22 protein-coding genes and 3 pseudogenes are annotated in these 25,956 nt (G+C 36.4%); 16 read left to right on the top strand and 9 right to left on the bottom strand.

What is annotated here, in order from left to right; genetic code table 11:
• Positions 1-65: 65 nt before the first annotated feature.
• Both murD and ACRRVB_RS02125 read right to left on the bottom strand, forming a co-directional pair.
• Complete coding sequence (gene murD, locus ACRRVB_RS02120) at positions 66-1,391, bottom strand: UDP-N-acetylmuramoyl-L-alanine--D-glutamate ligase (RefSeq protein ID WP_432466340.1); 1,326 nt, start codon at positions 1,389-1,391, stop codon at positions 66-68.
• Between the two features lie 11 nt (positions 1,392-1,402).
• Positions 1,403-2,200, bottom strand: a complete 798-nt coding sequence (locus ACRRVB_RS02125) for a CPBP family intramembrane glutamic endopeptidase (protein ID WP_432466341.1) — start codon at positions 2,198-2,200, stop codon at positions 1,403-1,405.
• 47 nt (positions 2,201-2,247) lie between these two features.
• Between ACRRVB_RS02125 and ruvB the strand changes: the two genes are divergently transcribed.
• Positions 2,248-3,270: a Holliday junction branch migration DNA helicase RuvB gene (gene ruvB / locus ACRRVB_RS02130; RefSeq protein ID WP_432466342.1), complete on the top strand. Its 1,023-nt coding sequence runs from the start codon at positions 2,248-2,250 to the stop codon at positions 3,268-3,270.
• Between the two features lie 202 nt (positions 3,271-3,472).
• On the opposite strand, the gene ACRRVB_RS02135 is transcribed toward ruvB, so the two are convergent.
• The 3 genes from ACRRVB_RS02135 to mutY all read right to left on the bottom strand — a co-directional run bounded on the left by ACRRVB_RS02135 (position 3,473) and on the right by mutY (position 6,281).
• Complete coding sequence (locus ACRRVB_RS02135; protein ID WP_432466343.1) at positions 3,473-4,600, bottom strand: DEAD/DEAH box helicase; 1,128 nt, start codon at positions 4,598-4,600, stop codon at positions 3,473-3,475.
• 91 nt (positions 4,601-4,691) lie between these two features.
• Positions 4,692-4,901, bottom strand: a complete 210-nt coding sequence (locus tag ACRRVB_RS02140; protein ID WP_014934820.1) for a cold-shock protein — start codon at positions 4,899-4,901, stop codon at positions 4,692-4,694.
• Positions 4,902-5,138: 237 nt separating this feature from the next.
• Positions 5,139-6,281, bottom strand: a complete 1,143-nt coding sequence (mutY, locus tag ACRRVB_RS02145) for an A/G-specific adenine glycosylase (protein WP_432466344.1) — start codon at positions 6,279-6,281, stop codon at positions 5,139-5,141.
• A gap of 138 nt (positions 6,282-6,419) precedes the next feature.
• On the opposite strand from mutY, the gene ACRRVB_RS02150 reads away from it, so the two are divergent.
• The 4 genes and pseudogenes from ACRRVB_RS02150 to priA all read left to right on the top strand — a co-directional run bounded on the left by ACRRVB_RS02150 (position 6,420) and on the right by priA (position 10,276).
• A complete protein-coding gene (locus ACRRVB_RS02150) occupies positions 6,420-7,220 on the top strand; it encodes an exonuclease domain-containing protein (protein WP_432466345.1) in 801 nt (266 codons plus the stop codon).
• A 209-nt stretch (positions 7,221-7,429) separates the two neighbouring features.
• Positions 7,430-7,639, top strand: a pseudogene (locus ACRRVB_RS02155) (IS982 family transposase); the annotation flags it as partial.
• A gap of 17 nt (positions 7,640-7,656) precedes the next feature.
• Positions 7,657-7,805, top strand: a pseudogene (locus tag ACRRVB_RS02160) (IS481 family transposase); the annotation flags it as partial.
• A gap of 92 nt (positions 7,806-7,897) precedes the next feature.
• Positions 7,898-10,276: a replication restart helicase PriA gene (gene priA / locus ACRRVB_RS02165; RefSeq protein WP_432466359.1), complete on the top strand. Its 2,379-nt coding sequence runs from the start codon at positions 7,898-7,900 to the stop codon at positions 10,274-10,276.
• Here the strand turns inward: priA and ACRRVB_RS02170 are convergent.
• Positions 10,251-10,402, bottom strand: a pseudogene (locus tag ACRRVB_RS02170) (IS982 family transposase); the annotation flags it as partial. The gene priA and the pseudogene ACRRVB_RS02170 overlap by 26 nt on opposite strands.
• 360 nt (positions 10,403-10,762) lie before the next feature.
• Here ACRRVB_RS02170 and ACRRVB_RS02175 point away from each other — a divergent pair.
• The 8 genes from ACRRVB_RS02175 (at position 10,763) to ACRRVB_RS02210 (ending at position 19,138) form a co-directional block, all read left to right on the top strand.
• On the top strand, positions 10,763-12,709 hold the full coding sequence (locus ACRRVB_RS02175) for a putative porin (RefSeq protein WP_432466346.1): 1,947 nt from the start codon (positions 10,763-10,765) through the stop codon (positions 12,707-12,709).
• 122 nt (positions 12,710-12,831) lie between these two features.
• Entirely contained in the window at positions 12,832-13,893 is a 1,062-nt protein-coding gene (atpB, locus tag ACRRVB_RS02180; RefSeq protein ID WP_432466347.1) for a F0F1 ATP synthase subunit A, read from the top strand.
• A gap of 63 nt (positions 13,894-13,956) precedes the next feature.
• Positions 13,957-14,181 carry an ATP synthase F0 subunit C gene (gene atpE, locus ACRRVB_RS02185; RefSeq protein ID WP_432466348.1) on the top strand — a complete coding sequence of 75 codons (225 nt, stop codon included), beginning with the start codon at positions 13,957-13,959 and terminating at the stop codon, positions 14,179-14,181.
• Positions 14,182-14,231: 50 nt separating this feature from the next.
• A complete protein-coding gene (atpF, locus tag ACRRVB_RS02190; protein ID WP_432466349.1) occupies positions 14,232-14,738 on the top strand; it encodes a F0F1 ATP synthase subunit B in 507 nt (168 codons plus the stop codon).
• An 8-nt stretch (positions 14,739-14,746) separates the two neighbouring features.
• Positions 14,747-15,286, top strand: a complete 540-nt coding sequence (gene atpH, locus ACRRVB_RS02195; protein WP_432466350.1) for an ATP synthase F1 subunit delta — start codon at positions 14,747-14,749, stop codon at positions 15,284-15,286.
• 88 nt (positions 15,287-15,374) lie between these two features.
• Complete coding sequence (atpA, locus tag ACRRVB_RS02200; RefSeq protein WP_432466351.1) at positions 15,375-16,955, top strand: F0F1 ATP synthase subunit alpha; 1,581 nt, start codon at positions 15,375-15,377, stop codon at positions 16,953-16,955.
• A gap of 68 nt (positions 16,956-17,023) precedes the next feature.
• The gene (atpG, locus tag ACRRVB_RS02205; RefSeq protein ID WP_432466352.1) at positions 17,024-17,914 is read left to right on the top strand and encodes an ATP synthase F1 subunit gamma; all 891 of its coding nucleotides are present in this window, start codon (positions 17,024-17,026) and stop codon (positions 17,912-17,914) included.
• A 198-nt stretch (positions 17,915-18,112) separates the two neighbouring features.
• Positions 18,113-19,138, top strand: a complete 1,026-nt coding sequence (locus ACRRVB_RS02210) for an IS5 family transposase (protein ID WP_432466353.1) — start codon at positions 18,113-18,115, stop codon at positions 19,136-19,138.
• Positions 19,139-19,287: 149 nt separating this feature from the next.
• Here the strand turns inward: ACRRVB_RS02210 and ACRRVB_RS02215 are convergent, their stop codons facing one another.
• Positions 19,288-19,734, bottom strand: coding sequence for a hypothetical protein (locus tag ACRRVB_RS02215; protein ID WP_432466354.1), 447 nt, complete (start codon positions 19,732-19,734; stop codon positions 19,288-19,290).
• A 444-nt stretch (positions 19,735-20,178) separates the two neighbouring features.
• Here ACRRVB_RS02215 and ACRRVB_RS02220 point away from each other — a divergent pair, with 444 nt between their 5' ends.
• Positions 20,179-20,886 (top strand): collagen-like domain-containing protein, encoded by a 708-nt coding sequence (locus tag ACRRVB_RS02220; protein WP_432466355.1) that lies wholly within the window; start codon positions 20,179-20,181, stop codon positions 20,884-20,886.
• 1,056 nt (positions 20,887-21,942) lie between these two features.
• Positions 21,943-22,863 (top strand): hypothetical protein, encoded by a 921-nt coding sequence (locus ACRRVB_RS02225; RefSeq protein WP_432466356.1) that lies wholly within the window; start codon positions 21,943-21,945, stop codon positions 22,861-22,863.
• Here ACRRVB_RS02225 and ACRRVB_RS02230 read toward each other — a convergent pair.
• Both ACRRVB_RS02230 and ACRRVB_RS02235 read right to left on the bottom strand, forming a co-directional pair.
• On the bottom strand, positions 22,860-24,383 hold the full coding sequence (locus ACRRVB_RS02230; RefSeq protein ID WP_432466357.1) for a BamA/TamA family outer membrane protein: 1,524 nt from the start codon (positions 24,381-24,383) through the stop codon (positions 22,860-22,862). The two genes, ACRRVB_RS02225 and ACRRVB_RS02230, sit on opposite strands and share 4 nt — an antisense overlap.
• A 257-nt stretch (positions 24,384-24,640) precedes the next feature.
• On the bottom strand, positions 24,641-24,862 hold the full coding sequence (locus ACRRVB_RS02235) for a DUF2795 domain-containing protein (RefSeq protein ID WP_034576849.1): 222 nt from the start codon (positions 24,860-24,862) through the stop codon (positions 24,641-24,643).
• Between the two features lie 301 nt (positions 24,863-25,163).
• Here ACRRVB_RS02235 and ACRRVB_RS02240 point away from each other — a divergent pair.
• On the top strand, positions 25,164-25,956 hold a 793-nt coding region (locus ACRRVB_RS02240), incomplete at its 3' end, for an IS5 family transposase (RefSeq protein WP_432466358.1).

Genomic DNA, 25,956 nt, shown 5'->3' on the forward strand with positions numbered 1-25,956 from the left:
TATATGGTATTTCAGGACTGACTAATTATATGGTATTTTAGGACCGACTAAATAGCCTGATGCACTTACTGTTGAGTTAGTTTGTTTATTTTTTTTTTAAATTGGTTGCCTCTATCTTCAAAATTTTTAAATAAATCAAAGCTAGCACATGCTGGGGATAAAAGGATTATTTCTCTAGGCGATGCAATGGATAGTGCCATATGTATGGCCTTATCTAGGTTATCGGTTTCTTGTATGGGCAATTCTATCAGACCGAAAGCTTTTATAATGGTCCGGTTGTCTTTTCCCAAGCAGATGATTGCTTTTACCCGCTCTTGTAGAATGGGCAATAGTAGGCTATAGTCGTTTCCTTTATCTACTCCCCCTGCTATCCAGATAATAGGTTGGTTAAAACTAAGCAATGCTGCCCTTGTAGAGGCTACATTAGTGGATTTTGAATCATTATAACAGTTTATGCCTTGTGGGGCACCACACCATTCTAGTCGATGCGATAGCCCATGAAACTTAGGTAAAGCAGCAGAAATGGTTCTAGGTGCTACCCCTGCTAATGCTGCTGCTGTAATGGCAACCATAGCATTGTATGCATTGTGTCTACCTGGTAAAGCGATTTGTTCCCTGCCAATAGAAAAAGAAGTGCCATGCACATTACACTGGCATAATCCATCGTTATTCCAAATAGAGCATGGATCAATAGGGTGCAGTTTGGGCAAAATATTTTCTGGTTGAAGATATGCAGCAATGATTGGATCCGCTTTGTTGTAAATAAAGTGGTCTAATGGAGTCATATTGCGCAATATATTCAATTTAGCTTTTGCATAGGTTTCTATAGAATAATTGTATCTATTCAAATGGTCAGGTGTAATATTTAATAGGCAGGCAATATTTGGTTTAAAATTTTTAACGCTTTCCAGTTGAAAGCTGGAAAGCTCTAATACATAGTAATCATAACTACCCTTTGTAAGACATTTTGCAAAACTATACCCCATATTCCCAGCCAAAGCTACATGGTATCCTGCTGTATGGAGCAAATGGTAAATCAGATGTGCTGTAGTACTTTTTCCATTTGAACCTGTTATAGCTATTATACTACCTTTTGCATAGGGTGCTGCAAAGGTTATTTCATCTATAATGGGTATACGGCATGCATGGAGCTGCTGAATGATTGCAGCTTCATCGGGTATACCAGGGCTTTTGACGACCTTGTCAGCTCTTTTTATTTTTTCTATTGTATGGTGGCCTTCTTCAAATGGAATGGCATAAGTTTTCAGTAAATGTTTATAATCACCTTTAATGATACCTATATCCGAAACGAATACCTCTATGCCTTTTTGTTTGGCTAGTAGTGCTGCACCTGTGCCACTTTCTCCTCCACCTAATATAACCAATTGCATACTTGTATGGTTTAAATAGTATTTTTTGTTTTTGGCTGAATCAGTCTATAGCTTACATATTGATACACTCCTAAGAGAGCGCCAATTGCTAGTATGATACGTGTTACAATTGTTAAACTATTTATGGCTAAATCTAATCGCTCATCCCATTTGAAATACATGATACATGTGGCGCATAAATTGTGTAGTCCATGCGCGATAATAGGATAAATAATGTCTTTGGTTTGGTAATATAGATGGCTGAAAAAGCATCCCATCACAAAATACAATAGGTTATTGCGCATATTACCGTGCATCAGACTAAAAGCTAGCGCACTAGTTAGCGTAATCCATAATCTGGTAGAAATGACTTTGTAGAGTAGTTTTTCTAAAATACCTCGAAACAGCAGTTCTTCTAAAATAGCAGCCAGGCAAGTTATTTCTACAAGCCCACGGTATACAAAATCAATGTTGCTACTAAAATATCGTATAGGCTGTACATTAGGATGCCATAATGTTGCTTGAATACTGCTTAGTAATAGTAACCCAAATGTCATTGTGAGTTGCAATAATACGGTACGAATCATTAATTTGTAGCGATGCATAGAGGGTACTATACCATTTTTTGTGCCTTTGTTTTGTTGCAGATGTAAATAATAGATACAAGCAATGCAACAAATGATGATGCGCAATATACAGTGATCAAGTGCGTAATGATGCCATAAAGGTTTATTCGTTGACTTGATCCATAGAATGAAAAACTTAATAGGCAGATAAATTCCTATACAAAATAGGATTAATCGTTTGAGTAATCTGATTTTTAACCACATTTTTGCTATTTTTTATGTATATTCTTCATTGAGTTAAAGTTAAAAAAATGGAGCATGATCTTATCAATGGCCCCTGTAGCGTGCTTAAAAAACCAGAAGAGCAACTTGATAAAGCCTTACGGCCTCTTCAATTTAATGATTTTTTTGGGCAAGAAAAATTAGTCCAAAATATTCAAATATTTGTAGCAGCTGCCAAACAAAGAAAAGAAGCTTTAGACCATGTGTTGCTACATGGTCCCCCTGGTTTAGGTAAGACAACACTGGCCTATATTATTGCCTATGAACTGAATACCAATATAAAAGTTACTTCTGGACCTGTATTGGATAAACCAGGAGATTTAGCTGGTATTTTGACCAGTTTAGAGCCTTCTAATGTACTTTTTATAGATGAGATTCATCGTCTGAATCCCATAGTAGAAGAGTACTTATATACCGCCATGGAGGATTTTAAAATAGACATTATGTTGGACGCAGGTCCTAATGCACGTAGTGTACAATTGGCACTTAATCGTTTTACATTAATTGGGGCGACCACCCGCTCAGGTTTGCTAACCGCACCACTACGGGCCCGTTTTGGTATTAATGCGCGATTGGATTACTACCATACCACCTTGCTGACTAAAATTGTTCAGCGGGCCAGTAGTATATGGGGTAGTCCTATTGATCAAGCAGCTGCTTATGAAATTGCCAGGCGCAGTAGAGGCACCCCACGTATAGCCAATAATCTGCTGAAACGTACCAGAGATTTTGCGCAGATTAAAGGGGATGGACATATTACCAAAGATATTGTCGCATTAAGTTTAACAGCTTTGAATGTAGATGAGAATGGACTCGATGAAATGGACAAACGGATTCTTACCAATATTATTCAAAAATTCAAGGGTGGTCCCGTAGGACTTACTACTATTGCAACGGCTTGTCTAGAGGAAGCAGAAACCATAGAAGAAGTATATGAACCATTTCTTATTCAAGAAGGATATATCAAACGCACTCCACGTGGAAGGGTTGCAACAGAAGCTGCCTATAAGCATTTGGGATTGCCTTATACCACTGAGCTTTTCGACAAATAGCGGCCGTTTTTGCCTTTGTGAGGAACAAAATTCTTTAAAATAGGGCAATAATATGGGCGTAATAATAAACTACTAAAGTTTTAAACTAAAAACTTAATTTAAACCTTTTTTAGACAGACAGGACAGGACCTTCTTTATAAAAAAAGGGTTAGCTTTTAACAATGGATGAAAAGCTAACCCTTAAGTGAAACAAATAAAATACTTAACCTGAAACACTACGTCCAAAAGAACGAGACCTAAACCGATTAAAATTTGTGCTTTGTCTAAATGGCCTTTTTGCCTCTTTTTCTACTGGATCATTATGAATAATACGCCAGAGCCTCCTTTCTTGAGGAGAAGAAATCATAGACAAAGCAAAGCCTGTGGCACCTGCTCTACCAGTTCTACCAATTCTATGGGTATAATCTTCAGCAGCTTGGGGAAAATCATAATTGATTACATGCTTGATATGATCAATATCTAATCCCCTTGCAGCCACATCAGTTGCTACAATAATCGTATAATGCTTATTTCTAAAGTCCTTTATGACACGCTTTCGTTGGTGTTGTTTTAATCCACCATGAATGGCGCAAACTTTAAAATTTGCTTGCTGTAATTGATAACTGATGCTATCTGCCTTTATTTGAGTTCTTACGAAAACAATAATAGATCCCTCCCGTTGATTAAGTTGCTCCAATAAAACTTGGAACTTTGCAGCTTCTGGCACATAAAGAGATTCTTCTTGTATGTTTTTAGGTTCATCATCAGAAACTTCTACATTAATCCGTTCCGGTTGTCTTAAATAGGATCCAGCCAATCGCTCAATATTTCTATCCAAGGTAGCTGAAAACATCAACGTTTGTCGTTCTATGGGCAAACGCTTAATAATTTTATCTATTTGAATAGAAAAACCCATATCTAACATTCGGTCGATTTCATCCAATACCAAAAAGGTAGTGCGATGCAAGTGAAGTGAGCCCCTACATAAATGATCTTCCACACGACCAGGTGTACCTACAATAATATTAGGATCCATACGCAAACGCATTAACTGTTTCCCAATGGGCTCACCTCCTATCAATAATACCGTACGCAAGTGGCTACAACCACGCACCATACTGGACATCACACCTGCTACTTGCTCAGCAAGCTCTCGTGTAGGGGCCAATACCAGTACACTGGCCTTAGGATCATTCATAAGCTGTGCAACTACAGGTATAGAAAAAGCAGCTGTTTTTCCACTACCTGTTTTAGAAGAACCTAAAATGTCTTGGCCGGTTAAAGCTATTGGAATCACTTGGTCTTGAATAGCAGTAGGACAATCATACTGCATCTTGGCCAACGCTCCCAAAAGAGCTGATGGCAAATTATATTTTTGAAAAGTATTACGCAATGTATATTAAAGTATAATATTAAAATTTAAATCATTCTTCTTCTGTTCCTTACACATCAAGTACCTTAATGTTACTAGCTACTTCCTTTCCTCTATCACTGGTTATTTCAAAACCTACTGATTGACCTTGGTCTATCATGCTTACTCTAGAGGCTACAAGTGCACTTATATGAACAAAAACATCTTTACCGCCATTTACTGGCTTTATAAATCCATAACCTTTGGCTGGATCAAACCATTTTACTACTCCTTCCATCATGGAAAACAAAAAAACTATTATTAAAAATTAAACGCGAAGCACCTTAATCTACCTTTTACTTATAAAATTGTTAAATGAGCAACCTATAGGCACCTTGACTTAAGGTTAGAAAAAAGGCGTGGTGCAAGGTAAATATTTTTATTCAAAAAATAAAATTTTTCTTACGAAAATGGTACCCAATTAAGTAAATAGAGGCTATACTGGTATGGATACCAAAGCGCTATTCAAAATTTTTACCTAAACAACATTTAGTCTTTTTAAAAAATTTTGAATCAATATAGGTTTAGGCAAAGTTTGAATCTGTGAACGATTAAATGATACTAAGGAAAATTGATTAAATAGATCGTTGGCTGCTTCCAAGAAAGCTGAGGTAACTTCGATCTTGTGAAATTTTACCAACAACTTCTGATGGGTAAGCAAATGGCACGCTTCTTTTTCAAAGCTAGTAATGGACAAATGATGGTTTTTAGCTAATTTAAACAAAGGATCTTCCATCTGATCTACCACCAAACGCTGTTTATTTTCTAACAAATAGAAATCATACATCCCTTGCCAAATATCTTTTTTTATACGCTTTTTCATATATATAACTTCCTTATACTGAAAAATGAAATAGTCGAAATAACGGACTCGTTTATGTAGTTTATTGGTTTTCACAGGCAATACTTTTTGTTTATCGGTATAGAAGGCTATGCAATAGCTGTTGAAAATACAGGTAGTACAAAAAGGAGCTACTGGGGTACACTGGAGTGCACCAAAATCCATAATCGCTTGACTATATGTGTCGGGTTGTATAGGATCTACTAATAGGCTAGCAAACTGATGCATTTGTTTTCTACCTTGCGAGGTACCTATATCATAGGTTAACCCAAAAATACGTGCCAATACGCGGTAGACATTTCCATCTACAGCAGCTACTACTTCCTTAAAAGCAACAGCAGCAATCGCTGCGGCTGTATAGGGGCCTACTCCCTTCAATGTAAGGAGTGATCGGTAACTAGTAGGAAAGATGCCATTGTATTTTTCAACAATAGTTCGCGCACAATGGTGTAGGTTGCGCGCTCTACCATAGTAACCCAACCCTTGCCACAAACGGAGCACATCCTGCTCTGCAGCACGGGATAGTGCGACTACAGAAGGATATTGGGCAATAAAGCGCTCATAATAGGGGAGCCCTTGCACAACTCTTGTTTGTTGCAGAATAATTTCTGATAACCAGATTTTATATGGATCTTTAGTAGTACGCCAAGGCAAAGAACGCTGATGTAACTTATACCAAGCAAGCAATAACTTACGAAAAATAAGATGGCTAATGGTATTAATTAACATAGACGATACCATAATAGAAAGTGTAATGTATATTTTAATTATATTTGACAAGCAGTATTGCTATACACTTAATAATTCATAACTATTGCGCAATATAGGCAAGCATAGACAAATGTAAAGGGGAGCAAACCATTTTTTATGTAAAAAAATAATATCCTTGCAAAGACAAGCGTCACGAAAAAAACTACTATGCCTTTACAACTAACCAATCCACTTGTTTTTTTAGATTTAGAAACTACAGGTACCAATGTGGTACACGATCGCATCATAGAAATTGCAATGATTAAACTTATGCCCAATGGTAATCGCTTGACCTTTTATAAAAGAATCAATCCAGAACAAGCTATTCCTATTGAATCTAGTTTAATCCATGGGATTTATGCGGAAGACCTAAAAGATAAACCAACGTTTAAACAAATAGGAAAAGAATTAATGCTCTTTTTAAGAGGCGCTGATCTAGCTGGTTTTAATCTGCTGCGTTTTGATATACCTATATTAGTAGAAAGTTTTTTACGGGCAGAATTAGCATTTAAAGTAGAAAACCGTAAAATTGTAGATGTTCAAAAGCTTTTTCACTTAATGGAAAAAAGAACTTTAAAGGCAGCTTATCTATTTTATTGTCAAAAGGAACTAGAAGGCGCTCATAACGCTATGGTAGACATAGAAGCTACGTTAGAGGTATTGATGGAGCAAATAAAAAGATATGAAAATCAGCCAGTAGTAGATGCGTTGGGTCATTCATTGGGTATCGTAAAAAACGATGTGGCTACCCTACATAATTTAACCAATACGAACATGGTGGATTTTGCAGGTAGAATGGTCTACAATGAGCAACATATACCCATCTTTAACTTTGGCAAACACAAAGGAAAAAGTGTATCAGAGGTGCTAAAACTGGAACCTTCTTATTATAAATGGATGATACAAGGTGATTTTTCTTTGGATACCAAGCGGAAGTTAACCCAAATTAAAATGGGTATAATAGACTAAAAGTATAATAGACTGAAAAAACCAGACAGGTTTTTAGAAATGTTGTTTCGTAGGATATTTCTATAAGACTGAAACAGTCTACAACTAACTATTTTTTCTTTCCTCTTAACGTCAATTCTGGATTAGACAGTAATAGAAAAAGGTTAAAAAAGCTCCTTTGTCTTTTAAATTTGGAGATGCAAAAAACCAAATTAGCAAAGGAGCCAATTATGAATGTATCAAAACTAGTAGAAATATATTATACTGTTGATGAATTTTTAAAAAAATTTGTTCCATATATGGAAAGCCAGTTATTAACTACATCTCAGAGAAAACCTACTAGAACATGTTCACTGACTTTGAGCGAAATAATGACCATACCAATTGCTTTTCATGTAATTGGCTTTAGAAATTTTAAATTTAATTATCTTCATTTACAATAATTTCATTCTAATGACGGCCCCATTCTGGGGAATATTGTTATGGTAAAACAGCTATACAAACTTGGGACGATAGTAAAAATTAGTATTTGAAAAAAATAATCAAATCGCATATATTAAAGGAACATCTGACAATCTAAACTTAAACGACAACTATAAACTATAATTTTTTTACTGTCTGTAAGATTAAATCTTTACTTCTACAGATGCTTTTAAAATGTATGGCACTTGAAAAAATTCGTAGATATTATACTCCCCTTGCCTATTAAACCTTTAACCTACGCTATTCCTTCTAAGTACCAAGATAGATTAGAGATAGGTAGTAGTGTACTTGTGCCATTGCGCAGCAGCAAACTCTTGCCTGGGATTGTAATCCGCTGCCATAATACCCCTCCTTCCTATCCTACAAAGGATCTATTAGCCATCGCAACCCCTTTATGCACTGCTCAGCAACTGGCATTCTTAGAATGGATGGCCGATTATTACCTATCTAATCTTGGTGAAACGCTATCGATGGCATGGCCTAAAGTACTTAACCTGAAGAACATAAGTTTTCAATACAAGGAGGCTATGGGCAGCTATACACCATCTGCAATGGAACAAATTATTATCACTGCGCTACAACACCAATCTTTATCTTATGAATCTATTGTGTCATTAATAGGGGAAAAAGATACGAATAAACCACTTATAGCACTACTTTCTAAAAGATTGGTAGAAGCAACCATCAAGATTATGATTGATCCGTCAGAGCATGACAACCACTACGTTACCCTTTCTCCCACTATCCACCTAGATCCATTTACCATAACCAAGCTAGCACCACGGTCACCCAAACAACAAGCGCTTTTATCCCATTTTTTACCGAATAAAGAAAACTTTCCTATATATATTGCCAAAGAAGTACTGTTAGGCTATTCTAAATCAGCTTTTCATGCATTATACAAAAAAGGGATTTTAATAAAGACAGATCAGTTAGCTCCATCAAATTTTACGGCACCCTGTACACCATTATCTACTTTAACAATCTATCAAAAAAAAGCGCTTATAGAAATTGAAAAGCAATTTGCTCAAAAAACAGCGGTACTATTATATGGTGCTATAGGAAGCGGTAAAACAGAGTTGTACATGCATCTAATTGCATCTGCACTCTGCCAACAAAAACAAGTATTGTTTTTAGTACCAGAAATAGGTTTAGTAATGCATATAGTAGAGCGTATCAGACCTTTTTTGGGAGAATGGTTGATGGTACACCACTCGAAACAATCGAATAAAGAACGTCTAAAGACATGGGCACGTTTGCTAAACCCTGCTCCATTATTGGTTATAGGCACACGGTCTGCCCTTTTGCTACCTTTTAAAGCGCTACAACTGATTATTATAGATGAAGAACACGATCAAGCCTACAAACAGATCGATAAGATGCCTACCTACCATGCACGAGAGAGTAGCATTCTATTGGCGCAACAACATCAAGCAAAAGTTTTACTGGGTTCAGCCACACCTTCTATAGAAAGCTACTACAATGGCAAAACTGGTAAATATGGCTTGGTAAGATTAAGCCACAGATTTGGTACAGCAGGGCAGCCTAAGTTGTTTTTTATTGATCTGAACATAGAAAAAAAGCGCAAAGCTATGCGAGAAAATTTTTCTCTGACGCTACTATCTAAGCTTGAAAAGAACCATATGGAAGGTGGTCAAGCAATGATTTTTCAAAACAGAAGAGGGTATGCACCATACTTTTTATGTGCAGGTTGTGGATGGATTCCACGTTGTCTTACTTGCTCGGTAAGCCTTACCTACCACCAAGCATCGAATCATCTCCGCTGCCATTATTGTGACTATACTAGGTCTCCTTGTTCGACGTGCGACCATTGTGGATCGAAACAACTACACAATATGGGCTTTGGTACAGAAAAACTAGAAGAGAGCTTGCAACTTATATTCCCCAAACAAAAGATTGGTCGGATGGATTTAGATAGCATAAAAGGAAAAAATAGTTTCCCATCTTTATTGAAAGAGATAAACGATGAATCAATAGATATTTTAGTGGGTACACAGATGATGGCCAAGGGATTGGATTTTGCCAATATGCGTCTTATAGGTATACCCGATATAGATGGATTACTTTACTTTCCTGACTTTAGATCCAATGAAAAATGTTTTCAATTGATTACCCAGTTGGCAGGAAGAGCAGGTAGACGCCACCAACAAGGCAGTGTATTTATTCAAACCAGACAACGCCATCATCCTTTATTTGAATATTTATCTAATAGTGATTATGAAGGAATGTATGATGCTGAATTAGCAGAAAGAAAGCGGTTTCTATATCCTCCTTACGTTAGACTCATTAAAATACATTTAAGTAGTATAGATGGATCTACCTTACAATCAGGAGCCATCAAATTAAAAGAAATATTAGAAAAAAAATTTGAAGGTATGGTACTAGGCCCTCAACAACCATTAGTGGGAAAAATCAGGGGTGATTTTTTATTAGATCTATTTTTAAAAATAGGTAGTAAAAATTTAAGTACATTACACGATACAAAAGAGCATTTAAGAAACAGTTGCAAATATATACTAAGTAAACCACCCTATAGCAAAATCAAAATAGTATTGGATATAGATCCGATTTAGTTAGTGAAGATATTCTAGTTGGTTTTCTCTCAGATGTAGTTAATAACTGTCTTTCCATATATGGAACAATTTTTTTTAAAATTGATCAACAGTATAATATATTTCTACTAGTTTTGATACATTCATAATTGGCTCCTTTGGTAATTTGGTTTTTTGCATCTCCAAATTTAAAAGACAAAGGAGCTTTTTAAAACCCTCTTTTTACTATCTAATCCAGAATTAACGTTATTTTATTATATTTTTATAAACGGATTATCGGTATAAAATATATATAATCCCAAATTTATGTTAATAGAATAGGATCATTTAATGGTACAGATAGATCGACTATCTTCTTTAAATGGATGGGCATCACCTGTAATTTTCTGGTTTATTTTACCATGGTAGCTCCATACAAGTCATTATATTTGTAACGTGAGTATTAAAAATAGCAATATGGTAAATCTTTCGATTGGGTGGCGGTATAATCTATTTCTTTTGGTTCTGATGCTATCATTTAGTGCCTATGGAAACGAAAAAGCCGAAGAGGTCTTTGAAAAAACGCAAGAAGAAAAGGTAGAAGCAAGTACTACTTTTTTCATAACACCACGTGCCATAAAACAAAATTACAGGAAGTATCATCGCATCGACCGATCGGTGACGAAGATGGACCATTTTACAGTTGCAGAACGTCATCACTACAATTTTCAAGATCTTGGTAACCACTGGACAGCGGCTCAACATTTATTTTACAGATTACCCCAACATATAGGTGCAACCTATGGCCTTTCAGCCTATGATTTTTACTTTCAACCACCTCAAGACATACGTTACTACTACACTGCCAAAGCATATGCCTATTTTAACATTGTACTGGCCAATTTAGGTAGTTTCCTCTTTGATGGCTGTTATACGCAACGGCTGCTTAAAAACTGGCACATAGGCATCCACTTGCACGGTGCTATGACAGAAAAAGAATGGCCCCACAGCAAAGATGATAAAATCATTAATGGCTTCCCCCATTTTGATATTTTTACCCATATAAAAAGTTCAGATGAGCGCTATCATCTATTTATGAGTGGATCGAATAAGCAGTATCTGACCAAAGAAACCGGTGGCGTACGTTCAACGAAAGACAAAACCCAATTTAAGTTTGATGAAAAAAATCCAAGTAAGCGCTGTGCCTCTTCTTTGCCTTTGTTACAAGAGGAATATATGCAAAACAAAATAGACAAAAAAGTAATGCATAAAGATCTTAGACGTAATTTTTATCTCTACCATCATTATGAATTCAGTAAACCACTACAATTATACCATGAGCTAAACTATGACCGTAGAAACAATCTATGTACCATTAAAGATTTAGACGACAAACTACTGCCGTTTATATCTGAACAAAAAGATAAAGAGAATAAAGAGGAAAACTGTGTGGCCATGCAATCGATTGGTCATGAAATAGGCATTAAAGGAGATATAGCGCGCCCTAATCTATTTTATGCCATACATTATACAATCAAATCGATTGATCTAGCATATAACTTTTTTGCGCCTGATGGAACAACATATGATCGTCCTTTACAGGACAAAAAAGCAGAAAAAGAACACTATTTAGGGGCCAATACGCGGTTGCACTTTACCAACGATCGTACGCTTTATGTAGACGGCGCTTACCTATTGGAAAAAGAAGGCTATCATACCTTAAACATAGCGTACCAAGATACATTTTTTAAAGTTTCCTGTCATACCGTTAAACATAAAGTGCCTTATATAGTATCGTGTGGTTATAGCAGACACAGGCTATGGAACAAAGATTTTGTAGCGCCATCTGCACAAGCAATAGATGCAGCCATATGGCATAAATGGCCCCATATAACGATTCATCCCATTTTATCGCTTAAAAAGCTCAACAACTATATTTGCTACCGGAAAGCCATACTACCAGGTAGAGCCGACCATTGTATATCGGAACCTATGCAGGTCACTACCCCTATTTACCTCTTCTCTTTAGAGGGGAACTTAAATTTTTGTTTTTTTTCATATTTCCATTTTGACCACAACATTACCATACAATGGGACATCAGCAAGAAAAAAAAGCCTTTTAAAGGCTATATACCTCCCTATATGTACACAGGTCGTTATTATTATGCAAACCAGCCCTATGATAAAAAAATGGATATAGAAACAGGTGTCAACGTACATTTTAAAGAGCTTTGCTATGGAGATGGCTACGATGTAATTGCACAACAATTTTACCGCCAAAACCAATTTCCTACACAAGGGCGGCCCATTATAGACCTATTTTACAATATCCGTATTAATAACTTAAAGCTTTCTTTGAAATACAGCTTTATCAACGATTTTATGGATAAGCCATCTGCCTATTTTGCCACACCATTTTATCCTGGTCTTAAAAAGGCAGCAGACATTGGCATCCACTGGTCTTTTTTTGATTAATTGCAACTGGCCTATATTTGCAGTAGTGTGCTAAAGTGAAATAGATGATCACGTAATATTTTTTGAAAAATCGCTTGCAACTGCGTATCTTAGGATGGATCAATATTTAGCCCCAACCGCTTATGTTACCGTATAGATTATTTAGCCTATTGCATGCCATGCTAAAAGAGCAAATGACATCAAAAAAAGTTGCTTGGGTAAAATACCTATTGGTTTTTATCTTATGTTGGCCATCTTTTAGTGGCCATGCCACACCGCCACAAGCTGAAAATCCAGTTATGGAACATGTAGCAGATGGCCATAGTTGGCACTTTGCCACCATTGCTGGAAAACATATTGAACTATCTCTACCGATTATACTATACTCTGCAGATAAAGGTATAGAGTGTTTCTCCTCTGCCCATTTTTATGATGCAAACCACCAGCCTACGCCATTTCGTGGCTACTTTCTTTCGAATCAAAAAATTCATTGTCTGGATCCAAGCCGATCTATCTTAGATCTCTCCATTACAAAAAACATAGCTGCTATGTTTTTAAGTATGCTACTCCTAATAAGCGGATTGCTATGGATGGCAAGAGGCTATCGACGGGCCCCACTTGCTCCACCCAAAGGATGGTTGGCTTGTATAGATTTGATTATATCTTTTATAAAAAATGAAATAGCCATGCCCAACATAGGCCCGCAACACTGTAGAAAATTTTTACCTTATCTATTAACCATTTTTTGCTTTATATGGCTTAATAATCTTTTGGGACTACTCCCAGGTGGTGCCAATGTAACAGGAAGCATTTCAGTCACCTTGGTACTAGCTGCTTTTACCATGCTTATTACTATTTTCAACGGCAACAAATCCTATTGGCGCCATATATTTAAGCCAGAAGGAGTCCCAAATTGGTTGTTGCCTATTATGATTCCAGTAGAAATTTTGGGGATTTTAACAAAGTTTTTTTCCCTTATGGTCCGGTTATTCGCCAACATTACAGCCGGTCACATTATTTTATTAAGTATTATAGGACTTATTTTTAGTATGAAAAGTATAGCCATCGGCTTTGTCGTCAGTGTACCTTTTGGAGCTTTTATGTTTTTGCTAAAATTGCTCGTTGCATTTTTACAAGCCTATATTTTTACACTGCTTTCGGCCATTTACCTAGGACAAGCCGTTGATGAAGGCAACCATTTATAGGGTTGTATTGCTTAATATTTTATATATTTACGTATCCTATTTAACAATTAAACAAAATTTTTTATGTTGGTTCTATTAGATTTATTTAGTGCGGGTATTGGTGCAGGTATTATTGCCTTAGGTGCAGGCATTGGGATTGGTAAAATTGGAGCCGCTGCGATGGAAGCTATAGCCAGACAGCCAGAGACCAGCGGAAAAATTCAAACTGCGATGATCATTGCTTGTGCACTTATTGAAGGAGTTGCCCTATTTGGCGTACTAATTTGTCTTTTGATCGCTACCAAATAGTATGGTTTTAGTCAACTTGGCTAGTCTATTTTTTTACAACTATAGCTTTTATGACTTTAATAACGCCAGATTTTGGTATTATATTTTGGCAAACCATAACCTTTTTAGTTGTCCTTTTGGTATTATCTAAATTTGCCTGGAGGCCTATTTTAGAAATTTTAAAAACACGAGAAGATGCAGTGGCCCAGGCGGTATATAAAATCACTGAGGCAAAAGTATTAATCAAGCAACTAGAAGATGACCGAGCCAAACTTATGGAAGAAACCCGTCTAGAACGGGCACGTATTATTGCTGAAGCGCTGGTTGCCCAACAGACCATTATTGACCAAGCACATCAAGAAGCCTTAGTGGTAAAAGAACGTTTATTAGCAGAAGCTAAAATAGCCATAAGTAGAGAAGAAGAACGTGCACTTGAAACGGTTAAAGCCAATGTTGGCGCACTAGTCGTTCAAATTGCTGAAAAATTATTGGTAAAAGAATTGAGTCAAGATCCATCCCAATGGGCGCTCATAGAACGGCTCATGGCAAACGAAGTGGTTCATGCATACAAACCCTGATCTAATCTATGTTAAAAAAAAAGAAAATAGCAGCGCGATATGCTAACCTACTTTTAGCCCAAGCCATTCAAGAGAATCTACTCACCAGTATACATAATGATCTTTCTTTTTTGCAAAATCAGTTTAAGGACTATCCTCTATTAGATGGGTTACTCAATAATCCTACTATACACCGTTCTGGGAAACGAAAACTACTTGAAAAAATTTGTACGCACCCCCTTATCCCTATGGTATGGAGGTTTATTGAAATAATCATTGATCAAAATCAAATTGGTTTATTAAAAGAAATTTCAACTGCTTTTGGGGTAGCCTACCGTAGCCATATGGGCATTCAATCTGCCCTTTTAACCACTGCCACTGCCTTACCAAAAGCTTTGATCAAACAATTGGCAGAAGAGGTAAAAAAATGGGTATCCTGTAAAGAAGTAATAATGCAACAACACATTGATCCCTCTATTATTGGAGGCTACATTCTTCAAATGGGTACATTAAAATTAGACAGAAGCATACAGCACGCGCTACATACCCTACAAAAGCGTTTGGGATAGCACATTATATTTATAGTATATAGATTAGAGAGGCCTAGTTACATCTTTATCTACTCTATGGAGCAGACAAAATTATATCATTGAACCAATGGCACAAATCAATACAGATGCGGTTACTGCAATACTCAAAACACAACTAGCCAATTTTAAAACAGAAGCTGAACTAGCAGAAACAGGTATCGTCGTTCAATCTGGTGATGGCGTAGTACGTATCTACGGTCTTTTACATGCACAAGCAGGAGAGTTGCTGGCTTTTTCCAATGGATCCAAAGGATTGGCCTTAAACTTAGAAGAGCATATGGTAGGTGCCGTTATTTTAGGAGAGGCCCATTCCATCAAAGAGGGGGATGTAGTCACCCGGACCAAAAATGTCGCCTCCATTCAAGTAGGGGAAGGATTACTAGGTCGTGTGGTAGATACCCTTGGCCTACCGATAGATGGCAAGGGTCCTATTGTTGGGGAAACTTTTGAAATGGCGCTAGAACGGAACGGTCCTGGTGTAATCTACCGTCAGCCCGTAGATGCCCCCCTCCAAACAGGGCTAAAAGCCATTGATGCAATGATTCCAATTGGCAAAGGACAAAGAGAACTTATTATTGGAGACAGGCAATCTGGTAAGACCTCGATTGCCCTAGACACCATTATCCATCAACGTAGTTTATTTGAGCAAGGGAAGCCTATTTATTGTATTTATGTAGCCATTGGTCAAAAAGCATCGGCCATAGCCAATGTAGTAGACACCTTAACCCGACATGGTGCCATGGCCTATACCACCATCGTAGCAGCCCCTTCTTCTGCTTCCGCGCCTATGCAATCTTTTGCCCCCTTTGCAGGCGCAGCCATTGGTGAATTTTTTAGAGATACAGGCAGAGATGCACTGATTATCTATGATGACCTTTCCAAACAAGCTGTTGCCTATAGAGAATTATCCCTACTATTAAGAAGACCACCGGGCCGGGAAGCTTTTCCTGGTGATATTTTTTACGTACATGCCCGTTTACTAGAACGATCGGCAAGGATTATTGCCAACGATACAATGGCTGCCTCTATGGAAGGGATTCCTGATGGTTTAGTAGGAAAAATAAAAGGCGGCGGATCACTTACCGCATTGCCCATTATAGAGACCCAAATGGGTGACGTATCGGCTTATATTCCCACCAACGTAATTTCCATTACGGACGGGCAAATATTTTTAGAAATGAATTTATTCAATGCAGGCATCAAGCCCGCCATTAACGTGGGCATTTCTGTATCCCGCATTGGTGGTGCGGCACAAATCAAAGCCATTAAAAAAGTGGCCGCTACCTTAAAATTGGACCAAGCACAATTTGCTGAGTTGGAAGCTTTTTCAAAATTTAGCGCCGATTTAGATCCCACTACCAAAAAAGCCATTGACAGAGGTCGTAAAAACCAAGAATTGCTTAAGCAAAATTTGCATACGCCTATGCCGATAGAAGCGCAAGTGGCGATTCTATATATAGCTATGAATGGGTATTTGGATACTGTTCCATTAGATCAGGTCAAACCATTTGAAAAAGAGTTTTTAGCCCTATTGCGCAGCCAACATCCTGCTATGCTTGCCACCATTACAGCAGGAAAGTGGGATACAGAAATATCCGAAGTACTGGTAGCAGCAGCAACGCCTCTTGTAACAAAATACAGTGGTTAAAATAAAACAAGGGCAATGCCAGTACGTTTCCAGATTAAATAGATTAAGCGCAAAGCAATCCGATTACTATGGCACATCTTAAAGAAGTAGTAGACCGCATCGATCTGATCGCCTTTACCCAACAAATCACTAAGGCGATGAAAATGGTATCTGCTTCGAAATTGCATAAGATTCAGCAGGTACTATTGCCTTTAAAAGTCTATACCAGCCACCACAATACACTGTTGCATGCTGCACTACAAAATAGAGATGAAACCCATCCACTCCACCCTTTGACCCAAAAAAAGATAGGGAAAGGGCTATTATTGGTAGTAGTTGCCTCCAATAGAGGATTGTGTGGTGCATTTAACAAAAATGTACTCAGAGCAGCATATGCACACATTACAAAACGCCAACAAGCCCCCTCTATCCCTGTAGCCGTATTGACCATTGGGAAAAAAGCCCTTCAGTTTTTTAAAAAGTCCAATATACCCATTATAGAAGACTATGTTGATCTTTTAGCAAAACCGCATGATCAAGCCAGTGCTGAGCTGACTGCCTATTGTATAAAAGCCTTTGAGCAAAACAGCTATAGTGAAGTTATATTGGTCTATACTGCTTTTAAAAATTCTGGCAAACAAGAAGTAACTATGGTACCCTTTTTACCGTTTTTACCTAATATAGAAGCCAGGTATAAAGAACCTGTCCTCGAGCCACGCCAATATATCTATGAACCTTCCCAAGCGCTATTTATCGCACAGCTTATCCCCGAACTGCTTAAACACAAAATCATGCATATGCTGATTGAATCCAGTGCCAGTGAGCATGCCGCAAGAATGGTTACGATGAGCCAAGCCACCGACAACGCAGACGACCTTTTAAAAACACTTCGCATCAGCTACAATAGAACCAGACAAGCCTTGATCACAAACGCACTAGCAGAAATCACCAGTGGCGCAGAAGCATTGGCAGAAGCTTAAAAAAAGAAGCCATAGACTACTTGTAACCAAAAAATGATCGCTTCTTTATTTTTGATTGCATCAAAAAAACAGGTAAAAATTTGAGACCGTTGCAATAGGTTTTTAGATTTTAGGATAAGAAAGTAATTGTTAATTTTATTAAAAGCTTAACTTGTATTTATTGTTTAGGTTTTGTAATAAAAATTTTATGATATTATTATGTCAATAAAAGTAAGTGGTCAGTTAAGTTTATCAGATATATCAGCTAGTCGGCGTAAATGCAAGCATACGTTTTTTGATCAAATCAATAATTTGATTAACTGGTCATTAGTAGAAAAAGAACTGCGTATGTATTATCCTAAAGGTTTACGTTTATCAGGCAAGCCTGCTTATAGCCCGCTTCTTTTGTTTAAAATGCTATTGCTTGAGCAGTGGTATGGACTGAGCGATTACCAAGTCGAAGAAGAAGTAAATGATCGTATTACTTTTAGCAGATTTTGTGGTATATCGATGGATAATTCTGTTCCAGATCATAGTGTATTAAGCAGATTTAGGACTGCGCTTACAGAAAAAAAAGCTTTAGATAGATTGTTAAAAATTATAAATGATCAACTATCTAACCATGGTGTATTGGTTCAGCATGGTGCAGTTGTTGACGCCTCTATCACCCCTACTCCTAGATGTCCCAAAGGTAAAAAGAGCTATGATTTACATGAGGATGGTACTATATCGGTATCCCAGAGTTACCAAAAAGGGGTAGATCCAGAAGCTAGTTGGACCAAAAAAGGCCATAATCTTTACTATGGGTATAAACGACATGTCCTTGTAGAAAGTAAAGAAGGTTTAGTTCTGTCAGTCAGTACTACAAAAGCATCTAGTCATGATGGTGCCCATTTACCTATATTATTGGATAAAGTATCGCTAAAAGCAGGAAGCAGGCTCTATGGAGATAAAGGCTATAGCGGTTTGCCCAACGAAACTTTACTAAAAGACAAGAAATTAAAATCAGCTATTCAAAAGAAAGGTAGTAGAAATCATCCTTTATCACCTGCTGCTAAACGGTTTAATAAATTGGTATCTAAGACGCGCTATAAAGTAGAAAGGGTATTTGGAAGTATTAAGAGGTGGTTCCGTAGTGGAGGGACTAGGTATATAGGCCTTGATCAAACGCATACGCAACATGTTATGGAATCTATAGCCTATAATTTATATAGAGCTCCAAATATCATTTTAAAGGGTTTTTAGGGGGATGGTATATCTAAAATATACAAAGATTAACTTGAAAATCACTAAATAACTAAATTTATGCATCCTTAACATAAAAACTACTAAAAATACAACTACAACCTTATCAAAAATTACAATAACTATCTATCGCAACGGTCTCATTCAGATCATACAAAATCAAACAAAGGCACATCTAAAAATTTAGATACTCCAAAAGGAACCGAAGCAGAAGCAAAAGGAGCAAACGAAGTACCAACAGCACCAACAGGAGCAACAGGAGCAACAGGAGCAGAAACAGCACCAACAGCACCAACAGTACCAGGAGATACAGGAAATACAGGAAATAAAGGAGATAAAGGAGCAGAAGATAAAGGAGCAGCAGAAACAGTACCAGCAGGAGCAGAAGCAATAAGTAAGACTAAGCCCAAGCAAAACGATACAGAAAAAGTAGACAATACAGAAAAAGTAGATGATACACAGAAAGTAGATGATACACAGAAAGTAGACGATACACAGAAAGTAGACGATACACAGAAAGTAGACGATACACAGAAAGTAGACGATACACAGAAAGTAGACGATACACAGAAAGTAGACGATACAAATAACAACATCAATCTAGACTAGAGCGATAAAGTTTCTTTATACTTTTTAGAAAAATATAATACAACAATTATTCGTTTATAATAAAAACACCCCTAAAACCTATTCGGAAATTCTATTTTCGAATAGGTTTTTAATTCGCAAACAAAATTTTTATAATATTCCTAAAACAAAGTAAAGGCACACAATTGTAATTTACGTTACTCTACCATATGGCTAAAACTACTCCTTCTAGCTACACTAACGAGATATACCACCTGTCTCATTAAAATTAAAATTAACATAAATAAAAGTAAATATTTGGATTTTATTAGAAAAATGCTTAGTATTGCTTTCTGGAAAAAGACTGCAAATAAAGTATACAATATTTTAAAATATTGTATATGTAATGCTTTTAATTATACAGCTGTACTTTCACAGCTAAGTAAATTAGGCGCTTAAACATATAAACACCTATGAAAAATAACATAAAAACTTTCCTATACGGCTCTATACTATCTTTAACCACATCTAGCTGTTTTGATAAACCGACCCCTCCAAATAAACTTAGAGATTCTCGAAGTGCAAAATCGAAACAAGATACATCTAAAACCCTAAACGCTTCAAAAGAAGCAAAAGAACTAGGACTAAACGAACAACGAGAGCCGCAAGGACCACAGGGCGCACCAGGACCACAGGGCGCACCAGGACCACAGGGCGCACCAGGACCACAGGGCGCACCAGGACCACAGGGCGCACCAGGACCACAGGGCGCACCAGGACCACAGGGCGCACCAGGACCACAGGGCGCACCAGGACCACAGGGCGCACCAGGACCACAGGGCGCACCAGGAGATAAAGGAGAACAAGGAGATAAAGGAGAACAAGGAGATAAAGGAGAACAAGGAGATAAAGGAGAACAAGGAGATAAAGGAGATAAAGGAGAACAAGGAGAACAAGGAGATAAAGGAGAACAAGGAGATAAAGGAGATAAAGGAGAACAAGGAGATAAAGGAGAACAAGGAGAACAAGGAGATAAAGGAGAACAAGGAGATAAAGGAGAACAAGGAGATAAAGGAAAACAAGGAAAACAAGGAGATAAAGGAGAACAAGGAGATAAAGGAGAACAAGGAGATAAAGGAAAACAAGGAAAACAAGGAGATAAAGGGGCACCAGTGAAATAAAAAAGATAAAAGAAAGATTATACGAACGAAAAAAAGCTTACTAAAAATAAATTAGTCTTTTCCAAAAAGCCAAAAGTTCATAGACTTATGAATTTTTGGCCCATTTTTCTTTTTCAAAGCTGTAATAAAAAATAAGTTTCTTTTATATTAAAAAAGCCTCCCTAAAAATTATCGGAAATTAAATTCCCGATAATTTTTTAATTAACAAGCAAAATATAGATATATTGTTTGGTTATAAAGTAGTGAAGATTATATACGCATACCTTAAAAAACGCATTGAATATTAAAAAAACGTAACCCCGAAATTGTTTTAGCTTATCCCTTAAGGCTAAATTCTATCACAATAAATAGCTATCATAACCTCTTCCAAAACCGCTGTTTTTTAAAGCCTTGCTTTCCTATCGTTAAGAAACTATTTTGAAGCCTTCTAAAACAAATCCAATAAAGACAAAAGTTTCCGCCCACAAAGCCCTAAAATTATAGTGGACAATCCATGGTAGAGCAAGTCAAATTTTATTTGACCTAATCCTATCATATAGCTAACCCTACTCCTTCTGCTACACATCAAGCAGGTACACACTTTTTGCTATAAAAGCAAGTATAGATCAAGATACATATTTGGATCATATCAAAAAAATACTTAAATTTACTCCTTTGCTCTTAAGTAAGATGGCTTTAGCTCCAATAAGCATAAAAATAATGTTGACTCATAGACTTGTACTTTACGTTAAGGAAATAAACCACCAAACATAGATTAAAGCAATGAAAAACAACGTAAAAACCTTCCTATACGACGCTATAGTATCCACATCTAGCGGTTTCCATACACCACTCCCCCACATAAACTTAATCATTCAAATAATAGAAAATCAAAAGAAAGTGCGTAGAAAAACCTAGGTTCTTCCAAAGAAATAAAAGAACTAGGATTAAACAAACAACTAAGACTACAAAGGATACGAGGATCTGATGGCTTAGTCTTTATTAGTTGTATAAGCTAGCGCACCTCTATTCATTATAGATATGACCTATAACATAACCTTTAAAATTAAATCTATTATGAAAAAACAATTAAGTTTAAACATGATTTTTGTAGCAGCTTATATTTTATTTAGTGCAAAAATGTGCCATTCGCTTCCCAATAATAGACCAATCAACCAAGCAAAACCGCGTATCAATAAGTATACTTGGAAAAATACAAAAATTGATAATCCGTCAGAAAATTCTTATAAATACCTTAAGCAATCAATAGATACCGACAACAAAACAGTGCAACAAACCCATACTACGCTTACTGATAATAAAGAAAAAAGAAACGCAGCACCATTAAAAGAAAATAATACCTCTATTCCTACTACTTCTATAGATAGAAATATGGATAATCATTCAAAAAAATATAATCAACCAAGAACTAACACAGAAAAAACAAACAAATCAACTTATATTCCTAGACTTGCTGATAATAAAGCAAACAATCCAAAACCAGTACAAGAAAAAAACACTTTTAGTCCTACTCCTACTCCTACTACACCTAAGCCGGTAGCAATTGTTCAACCTATTTCAAATAATTCCCCTATTGTTAATCACTCAGAAGTTGATTATAAAAAAACTGATCAATCAAGAACCAACACAAAAAAAATAGATAAAAAAATTTATTATATTAAACTTGATCTTAATACTAAACTTTCTTACGAAGAAAAAAATGAAAAATTAAACGAATTAATACAAATAAATAAAACTATAGACGAACAACAAAAAAAAATATTAGCTTTACAAAATAAATTAACACAATTGCAAGAAATTAAAAATAGAGAAAAAGAAATAATAAATTTACAAGAAACATTAAATTTGTTACAAGAAAATTTAAACAGATTACAACAAATAAAAGAAAAAATCGATAATTCTGTTAAAAAAACATTAATGAAATATCATTATGCAGTAGTCAACAAAACGCGACAGAACCAAAATTATAGCCATTAACTATAGGCAATCAATGTAGGTTTGGGCATTGTTTTATTTTTAAAGTGACCAATAGAAAGCTGAACCGATGGTACGACCTTCTCTAACAAAGGGCTGTATCCTATTGTACATGCTAGTGTGGGCCATGACATACGGACATGTTCCAATTGTACCCCTACGCCATACCTGTCTACCCAAGTCTGGTTCAATAGCTGATTGCTTTGATTGTATAGCCCAATAAAATGGGTAAAGCCAAGACAAACCAAACGGATGGTTTGTATAACGATTGGCTGATGCAAGGTGCTCTGTAACTGCACATTAAGCCGTCCATAAATAGGTTGTTGCAAACGGTTATATTGGTCAAGTGGTGCCAATGATTCAGGATCACGGATCCGGATGCCTAGTGCACGTTCTTGAGGCATACGGTAACCTATTATATAGTTTATGGCTATAGATTGACGCATCCCATTACAGGTTCGTATGGGCGGACCTAAATAGGCCAATGCAAGTTTCAGTATTGCTTCTTCTAATCTTTTTTTATATACAAAAGCGCCTGACTCAAAGCTTACATGCAAATATTTAAAGGTAGGATGGGCAATATTTTTAATACCATTGATGGCTATATAATGTCTGTTGTTGTATGCGCCATTTTGGTAGCCATATAGCACTTCTATAGACCCACCATTGGGTAGCCTTTCCAACGCATTCAGTTTGTACACCCCTCTTATAGTGGTGTAACCATCCGCTACCCAACCTACTTTACCCAAAATCAGTCTATAACTATGGTAAGGACTATGGGGCCTATCCGAAACGGGTGGAGATGCGCTAAATTCTTTTACATAGCCACTTAGTCCAGTGATCCAATAGTAAGGCAAAGAAGATCTCTTTGCTGGTATAGCCCATAACTTACCAATCCATAGATTTTTATGATTAAATTCATACGTATCCTCTATCTGATTGTAACATTGACCTCCGAAAAAATAATTTCCATGGAGCTTAGGCAGTTCATACATGCAGCCGTATCCCCATCTCTTTTTTAGGAAAAACTCTTGGGTAAAGCCATGGCCATAGCCCCATGCATTATGATGCGTTATGGTCAGCAACGGCCCCTCATCTAGGCTGAAACCAAAGGTTATAGGAAATCGATCCTTGGTTTGTATCATTAGGTCCGATAAAGGGCTATTTCCATTTGAATCAACCACTTTACGGATAATAGATACAGTTGAAAAGTAAGGCAATTCCATTAACCGCTTTTTGATAGATAATACCATTTTTCGATCAAAAATTGCGCCTGATTCCAAGTTAATCGCGCTATAAATTAATGAAACATCAGTGGTAGGCGTCAGCCATTTAACCAAACGTAAGCAAGGATATGGTTTAACACTTATTGGGTCTATAGCACCTGTAGATGAGATATTTATGGTTCTAAGGGTATAAGAAACAGCGGTAGAATCACTGGCCTGTACCTTATATGGTATACAAAAAGCAAGTACCAATCTAACCGTTAAACGTATATATTGATCTCTATATTTTTTGCCCATCGATACAACCCATTTAAACTATTATTGTCCTATATGTATGAATGGTCGATATAAATCATAGCTAGGCTAAGGTGTTATGATAAAGCATAACACCTTATTACCTAGAAATGATGACCACAATCATGTAAAAGCGGTAAGATAAACCAGATTAAATTACTGGTTTGATAATAAAAACCAGTAAAAACTTATTTATTTAACTGTAAATCAAATAAATAACTTGGATTTTTAAGTTATTTTGCGATTTTACTTACCATCGATCAATATTCATCTTCATTAAAAATGAAATCATCACCTGTTGGATAATCGGGCCATATTTCTTCAATAGATGTATATGGATAATCGTCGTCATCCAATTCTTCTAAATTTCTAATAACTTCAAAAGGAGCGCCTGACCGTTTGGCATAGTCTATTAATTCATCCTTAGTGGCTGGCCAAGGCGCATCTTCTAAATGGGATACAAGTTCAAGTGTCCAATACATAATATAAAAAGTAAAAAATAAATTAAATTTAAGCAGCGTTGGTAGCTTGTAAACCAAGCTTTAAGCAGCCAAAAATAGAGTAATTTCTAAATTTATACAAGAAAGTTCCTCTATGGTTGCTGTTGCTATGTATTATTTAATTTTTATGATCTTACCTTTAAGGTTAAAACATTGACTTGTATAATGAGGCCATTGCAATAGGTTTTTAGATTTTAGGATAAAAAAGTAATTGTTAATTTTATTAAAAGCTTAACTTGTAATTATTGTTTAGGTTGTGTAGTAAAAAATTTATGATATTGTTATGTCAATAAAAGTAAGTGGTCAGTTAAGTTTATCAGATATATCAGCTAGTCGGCGTAAATGCAAGCATACGTTTTTTGATCAAATCAATAATTTGATTAACTGGTCATTAGTAGAAAAAGAACTGCGTATGTATTATCCTAAAGGTTTACGCTTATCAGGCAAGCCTGCTTATAGTCCCCTTCTTTTGTTTAAAATGCTATTGCTTGAGCAGTGGTATGGACTGAGCGATTACCAAGTCGAAGAAGAAGTAAATGATCGTATTACTTTTAGCAGGTTTTGTGGTATTTCCATGGATAATTCTGTTCCAGATCATAGTGTATTAAGCAGATTTAGGACTGCGCTTACAGAAAAAAAAGCTTTAGATAGATTGTTAAAAATCATAAATGATCAATTATCTAACCATGGTGTTCTGGTGCAGCATGGTGCAGTTATTGACGCCTCTATCACCCCTACTCCTAGACGTCCCAAAGGTAAAAAGAGCTATGATTTGCGTGAGGATGGTACTATATCGGTATCTCATAGTTATCAAAAAGGGGTAGATCCAGAAGCTAGTTGGACCAAAAAAGGTCATAATCTTTACTATGGGTATAAACGACATGTCCTTGTAGAAAGTAAAGAAGGTTTAGTTCTGTCAGTCAGTACTACAAAAGCATCTAGTCATGATGGTGCCCATTTACCTATATTATTGGATAAAGTATCGCTAAAAGCAGGAAGCAGGCTCTATGGAGATAAAGGCTATAGCGGTTTGCCCAACGAAACTTTACTAAAAAACAAGAAATTAAAATCAGCTA

This window comes from Candidatus Cardinium hertigii, from assembly GCF_050864855.1.
GTDB lineage: Bacteria > Bacteroidota > Bacteroidia > Cytophagales > Amoebophilaceae > Cardinium > Cardinium hertigii_C.

Excerpts from the sequence above, each read along its gene's own strand:
- murD (WP_432466340.1), bottom strand. The coding sequence starts at position 1,391 with ATGCAATTGGTTATATTAGGTGGAGGAGAAAGTGGCACAGGTGCAGCA.
- ACRRVB_RS02125 (WP_432466341.1), bottom strand. The coding sequence starts at position 2,200 with ATGTGGTTAAAAATCAGATTACTCAAACGATTAATCCTATTTTGTATA.
- ruvB (WP_432466342.1), top strand. The coding sequence starts at position 2,248 with ATGGAGCATGATCTTATCAATGGCCCCTGTAGCGTGCTTAAAAAACCA.
- ACRRVB_RS02140 (WP_014934820.1), bottom strand. The coding sequence starts at position 4,901 with ATGATGGAAGGAGTAGTAAAATGGTTTGATCCAGCCAAAGGTTATGGA.
- ACRRVB_RS02150 (WP_432466345.1), top strand. The coding sequence starts at position 6,420 with ATGCCTTTACAACTAACCAATCCACTTGTTTTTTTAGATTTAGAAACT.
- ACRRVB_RS02175 (WP_432466346.1), top strand. The coding sequence starts at position 10,763 with ATGCTATCATTTAGTGCCTATGGAAACGAAAAAGCCGAAGAGGTCTTT.
- atpB (WP_432466347.1), top strand. The coding sequence starts at position 12,832 with ATGTTACCGTATAGATTATTTAGCCTATTGCATGCCATGCTAAAAGAG.
- atpE (WP_432466348.1), top strand. The coding sequence starts at position 13,957 with ATGTTGGTTCTATTAGATTTATTTAGTGCGGGTATTGGTGCAGGTATT.
- atpF (WP_432466349.1), top strand. The coding sequence starts at position 14,232 with ATGACTTTAATAACGCCAGATTTTGGTATTATATTTTGGCAAACCATA.
- atpH (WP_432466350.1), top strand. The coding sequence starts at position 14,747 with ATGTTAAAAAAAAAGAAAATAGCAGCGCGATATGCTAACCTACTTTTA.
- atpA (WP_432466351.1), top strand. The coding sequence starts at position 15,375 with ATGGCACAAATCAATACAGATGCGGTTACTGCAATACTCAAAACACAA.
- atpG (WP_432466352.1), top strand. The coding sequence starts at position 17,024 with ATGGCACATCTTAAAGAAGTAGTAGACCGCATCGATCTGATCGCCTTT.
- ACRRVB_RS02210 (WP_432466353.1), top strand. The coding sequence starts at position 18,113 with ATGTCAATAAAAGTAAGTGGTCAGTTAAGTTTATCAGATATATCAGCT.
- ACRRVB_RS02215 (WP_432466354.1), bottom strand. The coding sequence starts at position 19,734 with ATGTTGTTATTTGTATCGTCTACTTTCTGTGTATCGTCTACTTTCTGT.
- ACRRVB_RS02220 (WP_432466355.1), top strand. The coding sequence starts at position 20,179 with ATGAAAAATAACATAAAAACTTTCCTATACGGCTCTATACTATCTTTA.
- ACRRVB_RS02225 (WP_432466356.1), top strand. The coding sequence starts at position 21,943 with ATGAAAAAACAATTAAGTTTAAACATGATTTTTGTAGCAGCTTATATT.
- ACRRVB_RS02230 (WP_432466357.1), bottom strand. The coding sequence starts at position 24,383 with ATGGGCAAAAAATATAGAGATCAATATATACGTTTAACGGTTAGATTG.
- ACRRVB_RS02235 (WP_034576849.1), bottom strand. The coding sequence starts at position 24,862 with ATGTATTGGACACTTGAACTTGTATCCCATTTAGAAGATGCGCCTTGG.